Origin of the sequence: Streptomyces sp. NPDC093546 (genome assembly GCF_044765045.1) — a bacterium.
In the GTDB taxonomy this organism is placed as follows: Bacteria; Actinomycetota; Actinomycetes; order Streptomycetales; family Streptomycetaceae; genus Streptomyces.
Window position 1 is genome coordinate 59,553 of record NZ_JBIWJG010000014.1, and the last position, 20,405, is coordinate 79,957.

Below are 20,405 nucleotides of genomic sequence, written 5' to 3' on the forward strand. Positions count from 1 at the left end.
GGCCTCGGAAATCCGGGCATCCTCCTGCGGGATCGCGCCACATCCCGGCGCGGCCGGGGCGCACCGCGCGGCCAGTGGTGCAAGCATCTGACGAGGCGTGGAGCCGGTACCCGAACGGCGCGCACGCCCGGTCCCCCCGCACGGCCACAACCGATGGTCGAAGGAGAGAGTGACGATGACCGAGGCGGCTCGGCGCAAGCCCGGTACACCTTGCTGGGTGAGTTTGATGGCGCACGACCTTGACGCGACGCGGGAGTTCTACGGGACGCTGTTCGGCTGGCGGTTCCAGCCGGGACCGCAGCAGCTCGGCCCGTACCTGCGCGGGCTGCTCGACGGCCAGGAGGTCGCCGGCATCGGTCAGCACCCGGCCGACCGGGGCCTGCCGACGGCCTGGACGCCGTACCTGGCGTCGGACGACGCCGACGAGAGCGCGGAATCGATCCGGTGCAGCGGCGGCACGGTCGCCGTGGGGCCGCTGGACGCCGCCGACGCCGGCCGCATGGTGATCTGCTCCGACCCGACGGGCGCAGTCTTCGGGGTCTGGCAGGCCGCGGCGCACCTCGGTACGGCGGTGGCGGGCAGGCACGGCACACCGGTCTGGAACGAGCTGCTGACGCAGGAGACCGAGGCGGTCGGCAAGTTCTACAAGACGGTGTTCGGGTACGAGCTGGAGCCGCTCGCCTCCGCCGACCTGGACGTGGTGACGCTGAAGCTGGACGACCGCCCGGTGGCCTCGCTGCACGGCGTCGGCGCGGCGCTGCCGCGGGACCGGGGCGCGCACTGGATCACCTGGTTCGAGGTGGCGGACACGGACGACGCGGCGCGCCGGGTCACCGAGCTGGGCGGCCGGGTGCTGGAGCCGCCGCGCGACGGCTCCACCGGCCGGCGCGCGACGGTCGCGGACCCGGAGGGCGCGGTCTTCACGCTCGTGCGGTCGGCCGGCCGCTGAGACCGTCCGGCTCAGGTGACCGGCAGGACGTCCGGGGAGAGGGCGGCGGCGCGGGCGGCGGCGCTCGTCATGCGGCGGCGGTGGTGGCGCCGGCACAGGACCTCGTAACCGACCTCCGCGGCAGGGCGGTTGACGTCGCCCACGACGACCTGCTCGCCCTCGACCACCATCTCGCCGCCCACCGTGCGGGCGTTGTGCGTGGCGCGCGCCCCGCACCAGCACATTGCCTCGACCTGGAGCGTCTCGACACGGTCCGCCAGCTCGATCAGCCTCTGCGAGCCGGGGAAGAGCTTGGTGCGGAAGTCCGTGGTGATACCGAAGGCGAAGACGTCCAGGTCCAGGTCGTCCACGACGCGGGCCAGCTGGTCGATCTGCTCGGGGGCGAGGAACTGCGCCTCGTCGACGATGACGTAGTCGACCTTGCCGCCCTTCGACATCTGGTCCACCAGGTGGCCGTACAGGTCCATGCCCGGGGCCGCCTCGACCGCCTCGGTCACCAGGCCGAGGCGGGAGGAGAGCTTGCCCTCGCCGGCGCGGTCGTCACGCGTGAAGATCATGCCCTGGAGGCCCCGGGCGGACCTGTTGTGCTCGATCTGAAGAGCGAGGGTGCTCTTTCCGCAGTCCATCGTTCCGGAGAAGAACACCAACTCGGGCATGGGAAAGTGACGACCTTTCGGGTCGGAGGGGGCAGGGACAGGGGTGGGTCGGGAACGGGTCAGGAACGGACTTCGAGGAGCGGGACGAGCTGCTCGGCCGGGGTCATCGAGCCGTGCATGCCCGCCATCGCGGACTCGTGCGGCTCGTTGACGGACGCGGTGATCACGACGTCGTCGTGCGCGGCGGCGACGACGTCGCCGATCCGGCCGTACACCCGCTCGTCGATCGCGGGCCCGAACCAGCCCGCCGCGATCGCCTCCTCGCGGCTCGCCACCCAGAACTGCTCGCCGAGCACCTCGCGCCAGCAGGCCAGGACGTCGGCCTCGGCGCCCGGCACGGCGTAGACGTGGCGGGCCCGGCCCTCGCCGCCCAGCAGGGCGACTCCGGCGCGCAGCTCCCAGTCCTCGTCGAAGTCGATCCGGGACTGCTCGTCGAACGGGATGTCCACCATGCCGTGGTCGGCGGTGACGTACAGCGCGGAGCGCGGCGGCAGCTGCTCGACCAGGCGCTGGACGAGCCGGTCCACGCACATCAGCTGGCCGCGCCAGGAGTCGGAGTCGATGCCGTGGCGGTGACCGCTGCCGTCGAGCTCGCTGTAGTACGTGTAGATCAGCGAGCGGTCGCCGGCGGCGAGCTGCTCGGCGGCGAGGTCCATGCGCTCGTCGCCCGAGAGCCGCCCGTGAAACGTTCCGCCGCTGAGCGCGATCTTGGTGAGCGGGGTGTCCTGGAAGGCCGGCGACGAGACCTGCGCCGTGTGGACGCCTGCGGCGTCGGCCATCCGGAAGACGGTCGGGTACGGCTGCCAGACGTGCGGCGGCGTCCAGGGCCGCCAGCGCAGCTGGTTCATCAGCGCACCGGTGTCCGGGTCCCGCACGGTGTAGCCCGTCAGGCCGTGCGCGCCGGGCGGCAGGCCCGTACCGACGGAGGCGAGCGAGGTGGCGGTGGTGGCCGGGAAGCCGGCGGTGAGGGGCCGCCCGGTCCCGCCGCGCGAGGTGGCGAGGAGGGAGGTGAGGTACGGCGCCTCGTCGGGGTGGGCCTTGATCTGCTCCCAGCCGAGGCCGTCGATCAGGAACACGCAGTTGCGGTCGGCGGGCGCCAGCTCCGCGATGCGGTGGTCGCACCCCGGTACGCCCTGGGCCGCCGCGAGCGTGGGCAGCAGGTCGGCGAGGGAGCCGGAGCCGTACTCCGGTACGGGCGCGGTGTCGAGGGCGAGCGGCGTCGGGTCGTCGGGCCAGGCGGCGGCCGTCGCGGTGGGCTGCGCCATCAGCGGGTGGCCGCGGTGGCCTCGGACAGGGCCTGCGCGAAGGCGAGGGCCTGGCGGACCGTCTCGGGGCCGTCGCCGGCCTCGCTGACACGCAGGCTCAGGTCGTCCGCCGTGGCGTTGCCGGTGTAGCCGTGGTCGGCGTCGCAGTTCGGGTCGCCGCAGGCGGCGGGCTCCAGGTCGATGCGGGAGACCGCGCCCCAGCCGATGTTGAGGACCACCTCGCGGGGCAGTGTGCCCGGGGTGTACGACTCCGGGTTCGCGACGACGCGGCTGAGGACCACGGAGGAGATCCGGCCGAGCTTCACGGACTCGGTGGAGGTCGTCGCGTACGGCGTCGGGGAGCTGGTGTCGGCGTTCTGCTCGTCGGTGTGGCTCACGATGAAGCGGTTGGCCGTCAGGACGAGCACGGTGACGTGGCGGCGCACCTCGTTGGCGTCGAAGGTGGTCTCCTGGTGGACCAGGTACGAGGCGATGGGCTCGCCGCCCACGGCGGCCTCCACCGCCTCGGCCACGAGGGCCGGGTAGTAGCCGCTGCGCTCGATCGCCGCGCGCAGCCCCTGGGTCGTCGTACCGGTCTTCGCCATGAGCTCCATCCTACGGGGCCGGTAGGGGGACACCCGCCCCCTCAGTAGTTGGGAAGCCGCCGCGGGCCCAGGTCGGTACGGGCCGGGGGCGGCGCGAGGCGGACGGACGCGCCGAGGACGGACAGGCCGCGGGGGGCGACGACCACCGGCTCCAGGCCGATGGAGACGATCTCCGGGTGGTCGTCGACCAGCCGGGAGACCCGCAGCAGCAGCTCTTCGAGGGCGGGGGTGTCGACCGGGTCCGAGCCGCGCCAGCCGAACAGCAGCGGCGCGGTGCGGATGGAGCGGATCTGCTCGGCGACGTCCCGGTCGGTGGCCGGGACCAGGCGGTGCGCGGTGTCGCCGAGCAGCTCGGACGGCGCGCCCGCGAGGCCGAAGGACAGCACGGCGCCGACGCCGGGGTCGATGGCGGCGCGGATGACGGTGTCGACCCCTCGCGGCGCCATGGCCTGCACGACCGGCTGGAGCTCCTCGGGCTTGCCGAGGGTCTCGGTCAGCTCGGCGTACGCGGCGCGCAGCTGCTCCTCGGTGGCCAGGTCGAGGCGTACGCCGCCGAGGTCGGGGCGGTGGCGCAGGTGGGGTGCGGTGGTCTTGAGCGCGACGGGGTAGCCGAGGCGCTGCGCGGCGTCGACGGCGGCGTCGGGGGTGGGCGCGGCGAGGGCGGGGCGTACGTCGATGCCGTACCGCCCGAGCAGCTCGCGCGCGGCCTCCGCGTCGAGGGTGACGCCCCGCTCCCCCGCGTCGTCGGTCTCGCTCAGCACCCGCTCGATCTGTGCTGCGGCCCCCGCCTCGTCGATCCCGTCGTAGTGCGGCACCCGGCCGGGCTCGGCTGCCTGCCGCCGCCAGCGCGCGTACCGCACGGCCTGCGCGAGCGCGCGGGCGGCCCGCTCGGCGGCGGGGTAGGCGGGGATGCGGTGGTCGCCATCGCCGTCGGGGTCCGGGTCGGTGGCGGGGGCCGGGGCTCCGTCGGACTCGCCGGTCGCCGGGGTGGCGGGGGTACCAGGGGGCGCGGGGGCCGGCGGGGGCGGCGCCGTGCTGGTGGCGGCGGCCAGGGCGTCGGCCAGGGCGCCCATCTCGACGTGGACCACCAGGACCGGCTTCGTCGGCGCCGTGGCGGACGCGGCGCGCAGCGCGGCGGCGAGGACCTCGCCGTCGCCCGACTCGGTCACGCCGTTCTCGCCGACCCACGGGATCGCGGTGACCACCACCGCGTCGCACGCGTCGTCCCGCAGCGCCTCGGCCAGGGCCGCGCGGAAGTCCTCGGGCGTGGCGGCGGTCGTCAGGTCGCGGGGCCGCAGCGGACGCAGCCCCTCCGTCAGGCAGGCGTCGTACGTGAGGAGGCCGAGGGACTCGGAGTTGCCGAGGATCGCCACCCGGGGTCCGGCCGGGAGCGGCTGTCCGGCGAGGAGGAGGCCCGCGTCGACGAGCTCGGTGACGGTGTCGACGCGGATGACGCCCGCCTGCCGGAGGAGGGCCGACACCGTGGCGTACGGGATGCGGGTGACCGGCACCGCGTGGCCGGGCGGCGCGCTGCCGCTGTGGCGGGCGCCCTGGACCACGACGACCGGCTTCACCGCCGCCGTGCGCCGTGCGAGCCGCGTGAACTTGCGCGGGTTCCCGATCGATTCGAGGTACAGCAGGACGACGTCCGTGTCGGCGTCCTCGTACCAGTACTGCAGGATGTCGTTGCCGGACACGTCCGCCCGGTTCCCGGCGGAGACGAAGGACGACAGGCCCGCCCCGCGCCGGTGCAGCCCGGACAGCAGCGCGATGCCGATGGCGCCGGACTGGGTGAACAGCCCGATGCGGCCCCGCGCCGGCGGGTGCGGCGCGAGGGAGGCGTTCAGCCGCACGCCGGGGGCGGTGTTGATGACGCCGAAGGCGTTGGGGCCGATGACGCGCATGCCGTACGAGCGGGCCTGGCGGACCAGCTCCCGCTGGCGCTCCCGCCCTTCGGCGCCCTGCTCGGCGTACCCGGCGGAGAGGACGACCAGCCCCTGGACGCCGTGCTCGCCGCAGGCGGCGACGGCTTCCGGTACGCGCTCGGCGGGGACGGCGACGACGGCGAGCTCGACGGGCTCGCCGATGTCGGCGACCGACCGGAAGGCGGGGACCCCCTCCATGACGGACTCGCCTTCCGGCAGGGCGTGGTTCACCGCGTACGTACGGCCGGTGTACCCGGCGTCGAGGAGGTTGCGCAGGACCGTGCGGCCGACGCCGCCGGGCGCGCGGCCGGCGCCGATGACGGCGATCGAGCCGGGGGCGAGCAGCCGCTGCACGGAGCGGGCCTCGGCGCGCTGCTCGCGGGCGCGCTGCACGGCGAGGGAGCGGTCGGTGGGCTCCAGGTCGAGGTGGAGGCGGACGGCGCCGTCCTCGAAGCTGCGCTTCTGGGTGTATCCGGCGTCCGTGAAGACCTTGATCATCTTGTTGTTGGCGGGCAGCACCTCCGCCGCGAACCGCCGGATGTCCCGCTCCCGCGCCACCGCCGCGATGTGTTCGAGGAGCGCGGAGGCGACGCCCCGGCCCTGGTGGGCGTCCTGGACGAGGAAGGCGACCTCGGCCTCGTCGGCGGGGGCACTGGCGGGCAGGCCCTGTTCGTTGATCCGGTCGTAGCGGACGGTCGCGATGAACTCCCCGCCGACCGTCGCGGCCAGGCCCACCCGGTCCACGTAGTCGTGGTGCGTGAAGCGGTGCACGTCCTTGGCGGAGAGGCGGGGGTAGGGTGCGAAAAACCGGTAGTACTTCGACTCGTCGGAGACCTGCTCGTAGAAGCTGACCAGGCGTTCCGCGTCGTCCGGGGTGATCGGCCTGATCCGCGCGGTGCCGCCGTCGCGCAGCACGACGTCGGCTTCCCAGTGGTCGGGGTACGCATGTTCCGGCTGATCCGACGGGGTCCGCATGGGCCCAGGTTACGGTGCGGACACCGGTCGCGGAGGTGCTGTGGACAGGGCACATTGATCAGGTTCGCGTGCACACCGGAGAACATGAGAGAGTGGTCTAGACAACCCCCTGAACTCGAAGGGCAACACCATGGCTGAGCGCCGCGTCAACGTCGGCTGGGCCGAGGGCCTGCACGCCCGCCCCGCCTCCATCTTCGTCCGTGCCGCCACGGCCGCCGGCGTCCCCGTGACGATCGCCAAGGCCGACGGCAACCCGGTGAACGCCGCGTCGATGCTCGCGGTCCTCGGCCTGGGTGCGCAGGGCGGCGAGGAGATCGTGCTCGCGTCGGACGCGGAAGGTGCGGACGCCGCCCTGGACCGCCTGGCGAAGCTGGTCGCGGAGGGTCTCGAGGAGCTTCCCGAGACCGTCTGACGGGCTTCGGGCATCGCCCGGCCATCACTTCGGACAATTACCTGTCCTCTTGCAGCGGAGCCGTATCGCCCCCGAATTCCGGGGTGATACGGCTCCGCTTTTTCGGTGAACCTTTCTTTCTACGGCCGCATTGTTAATTGCGGGCGCTCACCGTGTTGACGCGATGTTGCGGACTCCTCACACGCAGCCGGTGCGAACCGAGTGAGCGCTCGGCGTGCAGCGCGGTCAGCGCCCGGGCCCGCTCGGCGTCACCGCGCGCCACCGCGTCGACGATCGCGCCGTGCTCGGCCCACGCCTCCACGGGCGCGGGCGGCTGGTCGACCGCGTACATCCAGGCGATCTTGTGCCGCAGCTGGGTCAGCAGGGCGGTGAGGCCCGGGCTGCCGGAGGCCTGGGCGAGCGTCTCGTGGAACCAGTCGCCGAGCGCCCGCAGATCCTCCCCCTGGCCCCGGCGCGCCCGCTCCTGGCCCAGCCTGACCAGGCCCCGCAACACCTTGAGGTGCGCCTCGGTACGGCGCTGGGCGGCCCGCGCCGCGCCGAGCGGCTCCAGCAGCGCCCGGACTTCCAGCAGGTCGGCTGCCTCCTGCTCGGTGGGCTCGGCGACGCACGCCCCGGCGTGGCGGCGGGTGGTGACGAAGCCCTCCGACTCCAGGGTCCGCAGGGCCTCGCGGACCGGGACGCGGGAGACGCCGTAGCGGCGCGCCAGCTGCTCCTCGGTGAGGCGGCTGCCGCGCGGGAAGACGCCGGAGACGATGTCGTCGCGAATCGCCGTGCATACCGAGTGCGCGGGAATGCGCATACCGAACCTCCGACGTAATGCGCGCGAAACAGCGTGCGTCCGACCGATTTGACGAGTGTTCAGTGACTCTATGGCACCATTCCTGAATTTCCGACGCCGGGTCGAAATCCATGGATATCTTTTGGCCAGGCCTGCCGCGCCGGAGAACGGCGAAGGCCCCGGCCGCTCATCCGAGGAGCCGGGGCCTTGTCTGTCTCAGGTCGTGCGGGCCGGAGGTCAGACGTTGACGCCGTGCGAGCGCAGGTACGCGACGGGGTCGATGTCGGAGCCGTACTCGGCGCTCGTACGGGCCTCGAAGTGGAGGTGCGGGCCGGAGGAGTTGCCGGTGGAGCCGGAGAGGCCTATCCGCTGGCCGGGCATGACCCGCTCGCCGACCGAGACGCTGACGGAGGAGAGGTGGCCGTACTGCGTGTACGTGCCGTCGGCCATCCGGATCACCACGTTGTTGCCGTACGCGCCGCCCCAGCCCGCCTCGACGACGGTGCCCAGGCCCACGGCGACGACCGTGGAGCCGGAGGGGGCGTGGAAGTCGACGCCGGTGTGGCTGCCGGAGGACCACATGGCGCCGCCGGTCTGGTAGCCGGTGCTGACGTAGGAGCCGGCGACGGGGAGCGTGAAGGAGTTCAGGCGCTTGCGCTCGGCCTCGCGGGCGGCGCGCTCCTCCGCCTCGCGGGCGGCCTTGACGCGGGCCTCGGCCTTGCGCTTGGCCTCCGCCTCGGCCTTGGCCTGGGCGGCGGCGCGGGCGGCGGCCTCCTCGGCCTCGCGCTCCTGGGCCTCGGCCTGGGCGTCGACGGTCTCGGCGAGCGTGTCGGTGATGACCGCCTGGTTGAGGCCGGTGTCCTCCAGTGCGCGGACGTCCGCGTCGGCGGCGAGCGCCGGGGAAGCGAGGGTTCCGATGACGCCGGTGGTGGCGATGGCCGCCACGCCGGCGACGTGTGCGCTCTTGCGGCTCAGGCGGCTCGGGGCACGGTGCTTCCCGGTGGCACGGGTGAACGCCATACGGTGGCTGATCCTTTCCTTCCTTCTCGCCTACCGGGTTAGCTGACGGGTTCGGAGCAGGAAGGTCTCCTACGGGCCCCTCCGCACGGATGCGAAGGCGTCCGATTCACCCCAGGGACTTCGTGTGGGTCCCCGGCTCCCCGGGCTCGCGCCCGATGGGGATTCGGCGATGGCTGCCCGGTGCCGCGGATGCGGCGGGTACAGCGGGCGGACAGCGCATCAGACGCTAAGCGGCTGATCTTTCAATCACCAAACGGACACGGTTTTTTGTAGCGCACGCCACAGGGCAGACACGTAACCTCCCCAACAAAACGGACATGCCGTGACGGCGAGGGGAAGCGGCAGCAGACGGCGGAACCCCGGCATCCGAATGGATGCCGGGGTTCCGCCGGTGATGGCCGGGACGCGGCCGGCGACGCGCGGCCGACCCGCCGTCAATCAGCCCGTGACGACGCTCACTTCACCGATGCCGAGCGCCTCGACCGGCTCCTTGATCTGCGCGGCGTCGCCGACCAGCACGGTGACGAGACGGTCCACGGGGAAGGCGCTGACGGCCGCGGCCGTGGCCTCCACCGTCCCGGTCTCGGCCAGGCGGGCGTACAACTGCGCCTGGAAGTCGTCCGGGAGGTGCTGCTCGACCTGGTCGGCGAGGGTGCCCGCGACCGAGGCCGCCGTCTCGTACCTGAGCGGGGCGACGCCCACGAGGTTCTGCACGGCGACGTCCCGCTCGGCGTCGGTCAGCCCCTCGGCGGCGAGGGTGCGCAGCACCTTCCACAGGTCGTCGAGGGCCGGACCGGTGTTGGGGGTGTCGACGGATCCGCTGATGGCGAGCAGCGAGGCGCCGTTGCCTCCGGGACCGGAGCGCAGCACCTGGCCGAAGGACCGTACGCCGTAGGTGTAGCCCTTCTCCTCGCGCAGCACGCGGTCCAGGCGCGAGGTGAGGGTGCCGCCCAGGCAGTACGTGCCGAGCACCTGGGCCGGCCAGACGCGGTCGTGCCGGTCGGGGCCGATGCGGCCGATCAGCAGCTGCGTCTGCACGGCGCCGGGGCGGTCGACGATGACGACACGTCCCGTGTCGTCGGCCGTGACGGGCGGGACGGGGCGGGGCTCGGCGGTGTTGCCGGTCCAGGCGCCGAGGGTGTCGGCCAGCACCGCGTCGAGGTCGACGTCCGTGAGGTCGCCCACGACGATGGCGGTGGCCGTGGCGGGCCGGACATGGGCTTCGTAGAAGGCCCGTACGGCCGCGGAGTCGATCCGCTCCACCGTCTCGAGGGTGCCCTGGCGGGGGCGGGACATCCGGGAGTCGGCCGGGAACAGCTCCTTGGAGAGCTGCATGGCGGCGCGGCGCGACGGGTTGGCGATCTCGTGCGGGATCTCGTCGAGCCGGTTGCGCACCAGGCGCTCGACCTCGCTGTCGGCGAAGGCGGGCGCGCGCAGGGCGTCGGCGACCAGGCCGAGGGCCTTGGCCAGCCGGGAGACCGGGACCTCCAGGGAGACGCGTACGCCGGGGTGGTCGGCGTGCGCGTCGAGCGTGGCGCCGCAGCGCTCCAGCTCGGCGGCGAACTCCTCCGCCGAGTACTTGTCGGTGCCCTCGGACAGCGCCCGGGCCATGATGGTGGCGACGCCGTCCAGGCCCTCGGGCTCGGCCTCCAGCGGGGCCACCAGGGAGATCTCGACGGCCACGACCTGCTGGCCGGGGCGGTGGCAGCGCAGCACGGTCAGGCCGTTGGGGAGGGTGCCTCGCTCGGGGGCGGGGAAGGCCCAGGGCCGGGCGGTGCCGGGCTGGGGCTGCGGGTGGAACTCCATGGACGTCAGGGACACAGCGGCGTCGCTCACTGGTCGGCCCCCTCTTCTTCCTCGCTGTGGTCGGCATCGCTCTGGTCGCCGTTGACCGGCTCGTAGACCAGTACGGCCCTGTTGTCCGGGCGCAGCCGCGCCTGGGCGACGGCCTGCACCTCCTCGGCGGTGACGTCCAGGACGCGCTGGACGGCGGTGAGCGCGAGCTGCGGGTCGCCGAACAGCACGGCGAAGCGGCACAGCTCGTCGGCGCGGCCGGCGACCGTGCCGAGCCGGTCCAGCCACTCGCGCTCCAGCTGGGCCTGGGCCCGCTCCATCTCCTCGGGCGTCGGGCCCTCGGCGGCGAACCGGGCCAGCTCCTCGTCGACCGCGGCCTCGATGTCCGGCACCTCGACGCCGCCGGAGGTCTTCACGTCCAGCCAGCCCATGGAGGGGGCCCCGGCGAGGCGCAGCAGGCCGAAGCCGGCCGCCACGGCCGTACGGTCGCGGCGCACCAGGCGGTTGTGGAGCCGGGACGACTCGCCGCCGCCGAGGACGGTGAGGGCCAGGTCGGCGGCGTCGCACTCGCGGGTGCCGTCGTGCGGCAGCCGGTAGGCGGCCATCAGCGCGCGGGCCGGGACGTCCTCCTCGACGACCTCGCGCAGCTGCTCGCCGATGGTGTCGGGGAGCGTGCCGTCGCGCGGCGGCTGCTTGCCGTCGTGGGCCGGGATGGAGCCGAAGTACTTCTCGATCCAGGCGAGCGTCTGCTCCGGGTCGATGTCGCCGACGACGGACAGCACGGCGTTGTTCGGCGCGTAGTACGTACGGAAGAAGTTCCGCGCGTCCTCCAGGGTGGCGGCGTCCAGGTCCGCCATGGAGCCGATCGGCGTGTGGTGGTAGGGGTGGCCCTTCGGGAAGGCGAGGGCCGTGAGCCGCTCGAAGGCGGTGCCGTACGGCACGTTGTCGTACCGCTGGCGGCGCTCGTTCTTCACGACGTCCCGCTGGTTCTCCATGGACTCCTCGTCGAGCGCGGTGAGCAGCGAGCCCATCCGGTCGGCCTCGAGCCACAGGGCCAGCTCCAGCTGGTGCGTGGGCATCGTCTCGAAGTAGTTGGTCCGCTCGAAGCTCGTGGTGCCGTTGAGGGAGCCGCCGGCGCCCTGGACGAGCTCGAAGTGGCCGTTGCCCTTGACCTGGGCGGAGCCCTGGAACATCAGGTGCTCGAAGAGGTGGGCGAGGCCGGTGCGGCCCTTCACCTCGTGGCGCGAGCCGACGTCGTACCAGAGGCACACCGCGGCGACCGGGGTCAGGTGGTCCTCGGAGAGCACCACGCGCAGGCCGTTGGCCAGCCGGTGCTCGGTCGCTGTCAGTCCGCCGGAGCCGGCCTGGGCTGTGGCCGTGTGACCCATGGGCATGTACGTCCCTTCGATCGCGATGTGGAAAGTCGTGCGGTGAAAGTCCTGCCACTGTATGCAAGCGCACCGACGGTCGCGGAAGTTCCCGTCCCACCCGATCGTCCCTCTTCCGGGTCGCGGTCGGGGTTGTCAGTGGGACGGTCCACAATGGTCGGCGACAGATCAGCCTTTGCCTGGTGAAGGAGCGCAGCCGCGATGGCCCGCCGCAGCACGAAGACCGCGCAGCCCGACGACTACGAGGAGCGGATCCTCGACATCGACGTCGTCGACGAAATGCAGGGCTCCTTCCTCGAGTACGCGTACTCGGTGATCTACTCCCGGGCCCTGCCCGACGCCCGCGACGGCATGAAGCCGGTGCACCGCCGGATCGTGTACCAGATGAACGAGATGGGCCTGCGCCCGGAGCGCGGGTTCGTCAAGTGCGCCCGGGTCGTCGGCGAGGTGATGGGCAAGCTGCACCCGCACGGTGACGCGTCGATCTACGACGCGCTGGTGCGCATGGCGCAGCCGTTCTCGATGCGCCTGCCGCTGGTCGACGGCCACGGCAACTTCGGCTCGCTGGGCAACGACGACCCGCCGGCCGCCATGCGGTACACCGAGTGCCGGATGGCCGACGCCACGTCGCTGATGACGGAGTCCATCGACGAGGACACCGTCGACTTCGTACCCAACTACGACGGCCAGGAGCGCGAACCGGTCGCGCTGCCGGCCGCCTTCCCGAACTTGCTGGTCAACGGCGCGTCCGGAATCGCGGTCGGCATGGCGACCAACATGCCGCCGCACAACCTGGGCGAGGTCATCGCCGCCGCCCGCCACCTGATCAAGCACCCGGGCGCCGACCTGGAGACCCTGATGCGGTACGTGCCGGGTCCCGACCTGCCGACCGGCGGCCGGATCGTGGGCCTGTCCGGGATCAGGGACGCGTACGAGACGGGCCGCGGCACCTTCAAGATCCGCGCGACCGCGACCGTGGAGAACGTGACGGCGCGCCGCAAGGGCCTGGTCGTGACGGAGCTGCCGTTCACGGTGGGCCCGGAGAAGGTGATCGCCAAGATCAAGGACCTGGTGGCGTCGAAGAAGCTCCAGGGCATCGCCGACGTCAAGGACCTCACCGACCGCGCGCACGGGCTGCGGCTCGTCATCGAGGTGAAGAACGGCTTCATCCCGGAGGCCGTCCTGGAGCAGCTCTACAAGCTGACGCCGATGGAGGAGTCCTTCGGCATCAACAATGTGGCGCTGGTCGACGGGCAGCCGCTCACGCTGGGCCTCAAGGAGCTGCTGGAGGTCTATCTCGACCACCGCTTCGAGGTCGTACGGCGCCGCAGCGAGTTCCGGCGCGGCAAGAAGCGCGACCGGCTGCACCTGGTCGAGGGCCTGCTCGTCGCGCTCCTCGACATCGACGAGGTCATCCGGCTGATCCGGTCCAGCGACAACTCGGCGCAGGCCAAGGAGCGGCTGATCGAGCGCTTCTCGCTGAGCGAGATCCAGACGCAGTACATCCTGGACACCCCGCTGCGGCGGCTCACCAAGTTCGACCGGCTGGAGCTGGAGGGCGAGCGCGACCGGCTCAACAGCGAGATCGAGGAGCTGACGCGGATCCTGGACTCCGACGCCGAGCTGCGCAAGCTGGTCTCCTCCGAGCTGGCCGCGGTGGCCAAGAAGTTCGGCACCGAGCGGCGCACGGTCCTGCTGGAGTCGGCGGGCGCGCCGGTCGCCGCGGTGTCCCTGGAGGTCGCGGACGACCCGTGCCGGGTGCTGTTGTCCTCCACCGGTCTGCTGGCCCGTACGGCGAGCGGCGAGCCGCTCCCGGACAGCGACGGCAAGCGCACCAAGCACGACGTGATCGTCTCGGCGGTGCCCGCGACGCAGCGCGGCGACGTGGGCGTGGTGACCTCCACCGGGCGGCTGCTGCGGCTGCCGGTGATCGACCTGCCGCAGCTGCCGGACACGGCGGGCGCGCCGAACCTGTCGGGCGGGGCGCAGCTCTCGGAGTTCCTGACGCTGGAGAAGGACGAGACGCTCGTCTGCCTGACCACGCTGGACGAGTCGTCGCCGGGCCTGGCGATCGGCACGCTCCAGGGTGTCGTCAAGCGCGTGGTGCCGGACTATCCGGCGAACAAGGACGAGCTGGAGGTCATCACCCTCAGGGAGGGTGACCGGATCGTCGGCGCGGCGGAGCTGCGTACGGGCGAGGAGGACCTGGTCTTCATCACCTCCGACGCGCAGCTGCTGCGCTACCCGGCCTCGCAGGTGCGGCCGCAGGGCCGCCCGGCGGGCGGTATGGCCGGCGTCAAGCTGGCGGCCGGCGCCGAGGTGATCTCGTTCACGGCGGTCGACCCGGCGGCGGACGCGGTGGTCTTCACGGTCGCGGGCTCGTCCGGGGCGCTGGACCCGACGGCCGGGATGTCGGCGAAGCTGACGCCGTTCGACCAGTACCCGCGCAAGGGCCGCGCGACGGGCGGCGTGCGCTGTCAGCGCTTCCTGAAGGGCGAGGACGTCCTGGTCCTCGCCTGGGCGGGGGCGGCCCCGGCCCGGGCGGCCCAGAAGAACGGCACCCCGGTCGAGCTGCCCGAGATCGACCCGCGCCGGGACGGCTCGGGCACACCGCCGGCCAAGCCGGTCGCGGTGCTGGCGGGCCCGGCGTCGTAAGACCTTGCCGGGGGCGCGTCCGCCGCGGGCGCGCCCCCGCCGTCAGCGCCAGGGGATGTTCCGCCAGGGGCTGCCCTCGTCGTCCGTGAGCAGCCGGTGGGCGGTGAGGGAGTCCTCGTAGTACGGGCCGTACCGCTCGTCGTCGAAGCGCAGCACCCTGCCCAGCGTGTAGCCCGCCGAGTAGGCCTCCCAGGAGGGGTACGCGGCCTTGCCGAGCGCGCCCGCGTGCACGATGGCCTGCTCCGCCTGCTGAGGGTCGCAGTAGCGGGCGGACAGGCCCCAGCGGGCGAGGTTGACGGCCCGCCCGTAGTCGTACGCCGCCGCCGTGGCGACCCAGCCGTCACCGGGCAGCAGCCCGTCGGCCCGGAACCTCGCCTCGTAGCGCAGGATGCGGCGCACCAGCTCCTCCATCTCCGTGACCAGCGAGGGCGGGGCGCCCTGGTCGTGGAGGCTGCCCGCGGCGGTTTCCCGCCACAGGTCGGCGGGCGGGAGCTCGCCGGTGTTCTTGCGGAGCTGTTCGCGCACGCGGAGCGCGTACTCGGGCGCGGCCGGGCTGTTGCTGTACTCGAGCAGGGCGTCCATCTCGTGCCGCCAGCCCTGGTGGTCGGTGATGTCCCAGGAGTCGCGCAGCATCTTCCGCTGGGAGACGTAGTCGACGTAGACCGTCCCGGCCTCGTTCCAGGGCACGCCGTTGGAGACGGCGAGGTGCGCCCCGCAGGCCAGCCCGAAGGCGAGCGGCCCGAAGAGCGGTCCGGTGTGCAGGGCGGTCAGCCGGTCGTCCGTCGACCGGTCGTTCTCGGCGTGGAACCGCCGCCACAGGGCCCGGTCCTGAGGGGCCGCCGGCAGGTGCACGGCGGCGGGTGTGCCGGGATTGACCGCCAGCCACTGCCGGGGGTCGGACCAGCTGAGCTCCGCCACCCAGTCGAGGTCGACCTCGTGGAACACCCAGTCGGGGTGCCAGGGCGGCAGCATGCCCCGGGTCAGCAGGACCTTGCACAGGCCGCCGTTCGGGGCCGTCACCGCGCGCCAGCGCACCAGACCCGGCTCGGCGTCGACCTCGTGGCGGGCCTGCCCGATGTACAGCGGCTCGGCCGCCAGCACCCGCAGCTGCGCGTGGACGTCGCCGCGCTGCCCCGCCTCGTACAGCTGCCGCTCGACGGGCGAGGGCGGCACCCAGTTCACTTCCACGGCACGCTCCGGTACGGGCTCGCCGGGTCCTGGGTGAGGATCCGGTGCTGGCCGACGGACTCCTGGTAGACGCGGCCGAAGCCGTCCTCGTCGAAGGCGATGACCCGGGCCAGCGCGTACGCCGCCGAGAACGCCTCCCACGAGGGGTACGCCTCCCGGCTCAGCCGGCCGGCCGTGAGGATCGCCTCCTCCGCCTCGTGCGGCTCGCACAGGCGGGCGCCGAGCCCCATCCGTACGAAGGAGACGACGCGCCCGTAGTCGAACGCGGCGAGCGAGTCGACGCGTTCGTCCGGGCCCAGCACGCCGTCGGCGCGGAAGCGGGCTTCGTAGCGGCCGATCCGCGTCACGGTGTCGGTCAGCTCCTTGAGGGTCGCCTCGTCCGCGCCGCGCTCGGTGAGGGAGGCGAGGACGGTGTCCAGCCACTCCCCCGTGGTGGGCGTCCGGCCCAGGCGGGCGGCGAGCACGGTGCGGGCGCGCAGGGCGGCCGACTCCTCGAGGCCGCAGAGCCGGGCCCGGAAGAGGGTCTCCAACTTGTCCCGGTACTGGCCGCGGTTGGTGACCCGCCAGGTGCCGCGCAGGGTGCCAACGTCCGACGCGTAGCCGAAGAGGGTCGAGCCGAGCTGGTTCCACGGGACGCTGTTGTGGACCGACAGATGGGCGCCGCAGGCCAGTCCGTGGGCGAGGGCGCCCTGTGCGGGGCCGTGGGCGTGCGTGAGCAGCAGTCCGCGGGGCGGGCCTCCGCTCTCGGCGGCGGCCTTGGCCCAGGCCGCGCGGTGGCGCGGTCCGGCCTCGACGCCGATTTCGCACGGTGTGCCGGGGTTGACCGCGAGGGACGCCTTCTTCCTGCCGTCCGGCCAGTGGCGGGCCAGTTCGGCGAGCGTCGTGGCCTGGCACACCCATTCCGGGTGCCAGGGCGGGAGCATGCCCGCCGTGAAGGCGGCGATGCTCCACTTGCCGGTCTGCGGGTCCTTGGCGGGTACGAGCGGGAGGCCGGCCCCGGGCGTGTCCGCGTGCAGCCGGGCGACCGGCAGGAAGAGCGTGGCGCGGGAGAGCAGGGCGAGCCGCGCCTCGCGGTCCCCGGCCGTCTTCGCCTCGTACAGCAGGCGCTCGGTCAGGGTCGGCGGTATCCAGTGTGTCGTCCCCGTGGTCACGGGGACGATCTTATGAACCGTCCTCGGGGGACGGCTCCGCAGGCTCCGGCACGTACCGCAGGACGCCCCACATGCTGTGCTCGCCGGGGGCGTCCTCCGGCGAGTCGGTCACCCGGCACGCGTCGAGGGCCTTGCCCAGGCCGTCGGCGTCGACGCCGGAGCCGATGAGTACGAGCTGGGTGAGGCGCTGCCCGCCGTCCGCGGGCCAGGGCTCCGGGTAGAAGCGGAGGAACCGGCCGACGGCGTGCACGGTGTAGTGGTTGGCGGGGTCGGCGTCGCCGAAGTCGACGAAGCCCTTGATGCGGTACAGGCCCTCGGGGCGCGAGTCGAGGAAGTCCAGCAGCCGGCGCGGGTGCATCGGTACGTCGGCGGTGAAGGAGACCGTGTCGTACGCCGCGTGCGGGTGGTCGTGGTGCTCGTCCTCGCGCAGGTCGTCGAAGGAGAGCTGGCCCTCGATCCAGTCGTCCCCGCCCTCGCGCCGCGCGGCCCGGTCGAAGAGGAGCTCGGGGTCGACCCGGCCGTACGCGGCGTCGACGACGGCGGCCCGTTCGGCGAGGGCCGCGACGGCGCCGTGGACGCGGCGCAGCTCGTCGGCTTCCACGCGGTCGGCCTTGTTGACGACGACGAGGTCGGCGAGGGCGAGGTGCCGGTCGGTCTCGGGATGGCGGGCGCGGGTGGCGTCGAACTCGGCGGCGTCGACGACCTGGACCAGCCCGCCGTACACCACCCGGTCGTTGTCGCTGGCGAGGATCATCCGCACCAGCTCCTGGGGCTCGGCGAGGCCGCTCGCCTCGATGACGATGACGTCGAGGCGGGCGGAGGGTCGGGTGAGGGTCTCCAGGTAGGTGTCGAGCTCGCTCGTGTCGACGGCGCAGCACAGGCAGCCGTTGCCGAGGGAGACGGTGGAGCCGACCTGGCCGGCCACCGTCATGGCGTCGATCTCGATGGAGCCGAAGTCGTTGACCATGACGCCGATACGGGTGCCTCTGGCGCTGCGCAGCAGATGGTTGAGCAGGGTGGTCTTGCCCGACCCGAGGAAGCCCGAGAGGACGACGACGGGGATGGCGGGAATCTGCTGCGGCACGCTGCTGCTCAAGGGGCACCCTTCTCGGTCGGCTCCGCGTCCGGCGGCTTGCGGCCCTCAGGATAGGCGGGGTCCACGGGCGCCACGGCCGGCGTGACGTCGGTCATGGCGCCGGGCGTTCCCTCGGGGCGGTGTGTCCCTTTACGGTTCCTGGAGTGAGCCCCGCACCGACCTCGACGCCCGTCGCCCTCGCCGCACGCGCCCCCGCGCGGCGCAGGCGCTTCGGCTGGCCGCAGCGGGTCTTCTCTCAGGTCCTGCTGATGCAGCTGGCCATCGCCACCGGCGTCACCGTGCTCGCCACCGGCCTGTTCCTGGCGCCGCTGAGCGACCAGCTCGACGACCAGGCGATGCGGCGTGCGCTCGCCATCGCCGAGACCACCGCGTCCCCCGAGGTCGCGGGCCGGCTGCTGCACTCGCCGCCGACCGCCACCGGGCCCGTACAGGCCGAGGCGGAGCGGATCAGGCGGGCCACCGGCGCCGAGTACGTGGTGGTCATGGACCGGCGCGGGGTGCGCTGGTCGCACACCGACCCCCGCAAGATCGGGCGGGTGGTCTCCACCGATCCGAGCGACGCCCTCGCGGGCAAGGACGTCATGGAGATCGACAGCGGCACCCTCGGCCGCTCCGCGCGGGGCAAGGTCCCGCTGCGCGAGGCGGACGGCGACATCGTCGGCGCGGTGTCGGTGGGCATCGAGTACGACAGCGTGCGCGCCCGCCTGCTCGCCGCGATCCCCGGGCTGCTCGCGTACGCGGGCGGCGCCCTCGCCGTCGGGGCGCTGGCGGCGTACCTGATCTCGCGCCGTCTCCAGCGCCGTACGCACGACCTGGCCTTCTCCGACATCTCGGCCCTCCTCGCGGAGCGGGAGGCGATGCTCCACGGCATCCGGGAGGGAGTCGTCGCCCTCGACGGGTCGGGGCGCGTGCGGCTGCTGAACGACGAGGCGCAGCGGCTGCTGGGTATGGGTCCGGAGGCCATCGGGCGGCCGCTGGAGGAGGTGCTCGGCGAGGGCCGTACGACCGACGTGCTCGCCGGGCGGGTCACCGGCGAGGACCTGGTGACGGTACGCGGACAGCGGGTGCTGATCGCCAACCGCATGCCGACGGACGACGGCGGCGCGGTCGCCACCCTGCGCGACCGGACCGAGCTGGAGCGGCTGGGGCGGGAGCTGGACTCGACGCGCGGGCTCATCGACGCGCTACGCGCCCAGGACCACGAACACGCCAACCGCCTGCACACCCTGCTGGGGCTGCTGGAGCTGGAGATGCACGAGGAGGCGGTGGAGTTCGTCACCGAGGTGGTGGGCGTGCACCGGACGACCGCCGAGCAGGTCACCGAGAAGGTGCACGATCCGCTGCTGGCGGCGCTGCTGGTGGGCAAGGCCACGGTGGCGGCGGAGCGCGGCGTCTCGCTGCGCGTCGCGCCCGGCACGCTGCTGCCGGACCGGCTGGTCGAGCCGCGCGAGCTGGTCACGGTCGTTGGGAACCTGGTCGACAACGCGCTGGACGCGGCGGCCGGTTCCGAGGAGCCGCTGGTGGAGGTGGAGCTGCGCGCCGAGGGCCGTACGGCGGTGCTGCGCGTCGCGGACAGCGGCCCCGGGGTGCCGGCCGAGCGGCGCGAGCTGATCTTCACGGAGGGCTGGTCCACCAAGGAGCGCCCGGCACACGGCGGGGAACGGGGTCTGGGGCTCGCCATGGTGCGCAGGCTGGCGGAACGGCAGGGCGGCGGCGTACGGGTCGGGGAGTCCCCCGGCGGCGGCGCCGAGTTCACCGTCGTACTCCCGGAGGCGCTGACGGAGACCGCTCCCGCTGCGGAGCCGGCTCCTGCCGCGGAGACCGCTCCCGCCGTGGAGGGCGCTCCCACTGCGGAGGGCGTCCGATGATCCGCGTGCTCGTCGTCGACGACGACGTCCGGGTCGCCGCGATCAACGCGGCGTACGTGGCGAAGGTGCCCGGCTTCGAGGTCGCCGCGTCGGCCCACACGGCGGCCGAGGCGCTCGCCCGGGTCGAGGAACGGCCCGATCTGGACCTGATCCTGCTCGACCACTACCTGCCGGACCAGAACGGGCTCGCGGTCGTACGGGAGCTGCGGCGGCGCGGCCACCCCACCGATGTGATCATGGTGACGGCCGCCCGGGACGTCGCGACCGTCCGGGCCGCGCAGCGCCACGGGGCGCTGCAGTACCTGGTGAAGCCGTTCAACTTCGCGGGCCTGCGCCCCAAGCTGGAGGCGTACGCGGCGCTGCGCCGCACCCTGGAGGGCGGCGGCGAGGCCGAACAAGCCGAGGTGGACCGGATCTTCGGCGCCCTGTCGGTGGCCTCCGGCGCCCCGGACCTGCCCAAGGGCCACTCCCCCACCACGGCGGAGCTCGTACGGCAGGTGCTGCTGGCCGCCGACGGACCGCTGTCGGCGCAGGAGATCGCCGAGCGGGCGGGCGTCAGCCGGCAGACCGCCCAGCGGTACCTGAAGCTGCTGGAGCGGGCGGGCCGGGTGCGGTTGTCCCTCCGGTACGGCGAGACGGGCCGGCCGGAGCACCGCTACGTCTGGGCGGCGGCCGCCTGACGGCTGTGTCGCGTCGCCTGG

General features: G+C 73.3%; 16 protein-coding genes and 1 riboswitch. Of the genes, 5 read left to right on the forward strand and 11 right to left on the reverse strand.

Annotated features, from left to right (window positions below):
• The first annotated feature begins 175 nt into the window (after positions 1-175).
• Positions 176-949, forward strand: a complete 774-nt coding sequence (locus ACIRNI_RS26290) for a VOC family protein (RefSeq protein WP_403554919.1) — start codon at positions 176-178, stop codon at positions 947-949.
• Positions 950-960: 11 nt separating this feature from the next.
• Here the strand turns inward: ACIRNI_RS26290 and ACIRNI_RS26295 are convergent, their stop codons facing one another.
• From ACIRNI_RS26295 to ACIRNI_RS26310, 4 genes are read right to left on the reverse strand one after another with little or no spacing between them, the layout of a single operon-like run.
• Positions 961-1,605, reverse strand: a complete 645-nt coding sequence (locus ACIRNI_RS26295; protein WP_403554921.1) for a thymidine kinase — start codon at positions 1,603-1,605, stop codon at positions 961-963.
• A gap of 59 nt (positions 1,606-1,664) precedes the next feature.
• On the reverse strand, positions 1,665-2,870 hold the full coding sequence (locus ACIRNI_RS26300) for an alkaline phosphatase family protein (protein WP_403554923.1): 1,206 nt from the start codon (positions 2,868-2,870) through the stop codon (positions 1,665-1,667).
• Positions 2,870-3,454, reverse strand: a complete 585-nt coding sequence (locus tag ACIRNI_RS26305) for a DUF5998 family protein (RefSeq protein WP_355356844.1) — start codon at positions 3,452-3,454, stop codon at positions 2,870-2,872. The genes ACIRNI_RS26300 and ACIRNI_RS26305 overlap by 1 nt, the downstream gene beginning before the upstream one ends.
• 41 nt (positions 3,455-3,495) lie before the next feature.
• Positions 3,496-6,354 carry a GNAT family N-acetyltransferase gene (locus ACIRNI_RS26310; RefSeq protein ID WP_403554926.1) on the reverse strand — a complete coding sequence of 953 codons (2,859 nt, stop codon included), beginning with the start codon at positions 6,352-6,354 and terminating at the stop codon, positions 3,496-3,498.
• 130 nt (positions 6,355-6,484) lie between these two features.
• Between ACIRNI_RS26310 and ACIRNI_RS26315 the strand changes: the two genes are divergently transcribed.
• A complete protein-coding gene (locus ACIRNI_RS26315; RefSeq protein WP_030021209.1) occupies positions 6,485-6,766 on the forward strand; it encodes an HPr family phosphocarrier protein in 282 nt (93 codons plus the stop codon).
• A gap of 133 nt (positions 6,767-6,899) precedes the next feature.
• Here the strand turns inward: ACIRNI_RS26315 and ACIRNI_RS26320 are convergent, their stop codons facing one another.
• The 4 genes from ACIRNI_RS26320 to ACIRNI_RS26335 all read right to left on the reverse strand — a co-directional run bounded on the left by ACIRNI_RS26320 (position 6,900) and on the right by ACIRNI_RS26335 (position 11,746).
• On the reverse strand, positions 6,900-7,565 hold the full coding sequence (locus ACIRNI_RS26320) for a GntR family transcriptional regulator (protein WP_403554928.1): 666 nt from the start codon (positions 7,563-7,565) through the stop codon (positions 6,900-6,902).
• Positions 7,566-7,781: 216 nt separating this feature from the next.
• The gene (locus ACIRNI_RS26325; RefSeq protein WP_403554930.1) at positions 7,782-8,564 is read right to left on the reverse strand and encodes a M23 family metallopeptidase; all 783 of its coding nucleotides are present in this window, start codon (positions 8,562-8,564) and stop codon (positions 7,782-7,784) included.
• 13 nt (positions 8,565-8,577) lie between these two features.
• A riboswitch (cyclic di-AMP (ydaO/yuaA leader) is annotated at positions 8,578-8,743 on the reverse strand.
• A 259-nt stretch (positions 8,744-9,002) separates the two neighbouring features.
• Positions 9,003-10,370 carry a M16 family metallopeptidase gene (locus ACIRNI_RS26330; protein ID WP_403555128.1) on the reverse strand — a complete coding sequence of 456 codons (1,368 nt, stop codon included), beginning with the start codon at positions 10,368-10,370 and terminating at the stop codon, positions 9,003-9,005.
• A 26-nt stretch (positions 10,371-10,396) separates the two neighbouring features.
• The gene (locus tag ACIRNI_RS26335) at positions 10,397-11,746 is read right to left on the reverse strand and encodes a M16 family metallopeptidase (RefSeq protein WP_403554932.1); all 1,350 of its coding nucleotides are present in this window, start codon (positions 11,744-11,746) and stop codon (positions 10,397-10,399) included.
• Between the two features lie 201 nt (positions 11,747-11,947).
• Between ACIRNI_RS26335 and ACIRNI_RS26340 the strand changes: the two genes are divergently transcribed.
• Positions 11,948-14,401 carry a DNA topoisomerase (ATP-hydrolyzing) subunit A gene (locus tag ACIRNI_RS26340; RefSeq protein WP_403554934.1) on the forward strand — a complete coding sequence of 818 codons (2,454 nt, stop codon included), beginning with the start codon at positions 11,948-11,950 and terminating at the stop codon, positions 14,399-14,401.
• A gap of 42 nt (positions 14,402-14,443) precedes the next feature.
• On the opposite strand, the gene ACIRNI_RS26345 is transcribed toward ACIRNI_RS26340, so the two are convergent.
• From ACIRNI_RS26345 to ACIRNI_RS26355, 3 genes are read right to left on the reverse strand one after another with little or no spacing between them, the layout of a single operon-like run.
• Positions 14,444-15,589 carry a DUF1266 domain-containing protein gene (locus ACIRNI_RS26345; protein ID WP_403554936.1) on the reverse strand — a complete coding sequence of 382 codons (1,146 nt, stop codon included), beginning with the start codon at positions 15,587-15,589 and terminating at the stop codon, positions 14,444-14,446.
• Complete coding sequence (locus ACIRNI_RS26350; RefSeq protein WP_403554938.1) at positions 15,580-16,740, reverse strand: DUF1266 domain-containing protein; 1,161 nt, start codon at positions 16,738-16,740, stop codon at positions 15,580-15,582. The genes ACIRNI_RS26345 and ACIRNI_RS26350 overlap by 10 nt, the downstream gene beginning before the upstream one ends.
• Before the next feature lie 10 nt (positions 16,741-16,750).
• Positions 16,751-17,836, reverse strand: a complete 1,086-nt coding sequence (locus ACIRNI_RS26355) for a CobW family GTP-binding protein (protein ID WP_403554940.1) — start codon at positions 17,834-17,836, stop codon at positions 16,751-16,753.
• Between the two features lie 248 nt (positions 17,837-18,084).
• On the opposite strand from ACIRNI_RS26355, the gene ACIRNI_RS26360 reads away from it, so the two are divergent.
• Both ACIRNI_RS26360 and ACIRNI_RS26365 read left to right on the forward strand, forming a co-directional pair.
• Entirely contained in the window at positions 18,085-19,704 is a 1,620-nt protein-coding gene (locus ACIRNI_RS26360; RefSeq protein WP_403555130.1) for an ATP-binding protein, read from the forward strand.
• Positions 19,701-20,384, forward strand: a complete 684-nt coding sequence (locus tag ACIRNI_RS26365; RefSeq protein ID WP_403554942.1) for a response regulator — start codon at positions 19,701-19,703, stop codon at positions 20,382-20,384. Before ACIRNI_RS26360 ends, ACIRNI_RS26365 begins: the two co-directional genes overlap by 4 nt.
• Positions 20,385-20,405: the final 21 nt, after the last annotated feature.

Bases quoted from the DNA above. Each gene is read 5' to 3' on its own strand.
- ACIRNI_RS26290 (WP_403554919.1), top strand. From the start codon at position 176: ATGACCGAGGCGGCTCGGCGCAAGCCCGGTACACCTTGCTGGGTGAGT.
- ACIRNI_RS26295 (WP_403554921.1), bottom strand. From the start codon at position 1,605: ATGCCCGAGTTGGTGTTCTTCTCCGGAACGATGGACTGCGGAAAGAGC.
- ACIRNI_RS26300 (WP_403554923.1), bottom strand. From the start codon at position 2,870: ATGGCGCAGCCCACCGCGACGGCCGCCGCCTGGCCCGACGACCCGACG.
- ACIRNI_RS26305 (WP_355356844.1), bottom strand. From the start codon at position 3,454: ATGGCGAAGACCGGTACGACGACCCAGGGGCTGCGCGCGGCGATCGAG.
- ACIRNI_RS26310 (WP_403554926.1), bottom strand. From the start codon at position 6,354: ATGCGGACCCCGTCGGATCAGCCGGAACATGCGTACCCCGACCACTGG.
- ACIRNI_RS26315 (WP_030021209.1), top strand. From the start codon at position 6,485: ATGGCTGAGCGCCGCGTCAACGTCGGCTGGGCCGAGGGCCTGCACGCC.
- ACIRNI_RS26320 (WP_403554928.1), bottom strand. From the start codon at position 7,565: ATGCGCATTCCCGCGCACTCGGTATGCACGGCGATTCGCGACGACATC.
- ACIRNI_RS26325 (WP_403554930.1), bottom strand. From the start codon at position 8,564: ATGGCGTTCACCCGTGCCACCGGGAAGCACCGTGCCCCGAGCCGCCTG.
- ACIRNI_RS26330 (WP_403555128.1), bottom strand. From the start codon at position 10,370: ATGGAGTTCCACCCGCAGCCCCAGCCCGGCACCGCCCGGCCCTGGGCC.
- ACIRNI_RS26335 (WP_403554932.1), bottom strand. From the start codon at position 11,746: ATGGGTCACACGGCCACAGCCCAGGCCGGCTCCGGCGGACTGACAGCG.
- ACIRNI_RS26340 (WP_403554934.1), top strand. From the start codon at position 11,948: ATGGCCCGCCGCAGCACGAAGACCGCGCAGCCCGACGACTACGAGGAG.
- ACIRNI_RS26360 (WP_403555130.1), top strand. From the start codon at position 18,085: ATGCAGCTGGCCATCGCCACCGGCGTCACCGTGCTCGCCACCGGCCTG.
- ACIRNI_RS26365 (WP_403554942.1), top strand. From the start codon at position 19,701: ATGATCCGCGTGCTCGTCGTCGACGACGACGTCCGGGTCGCCGCGATC.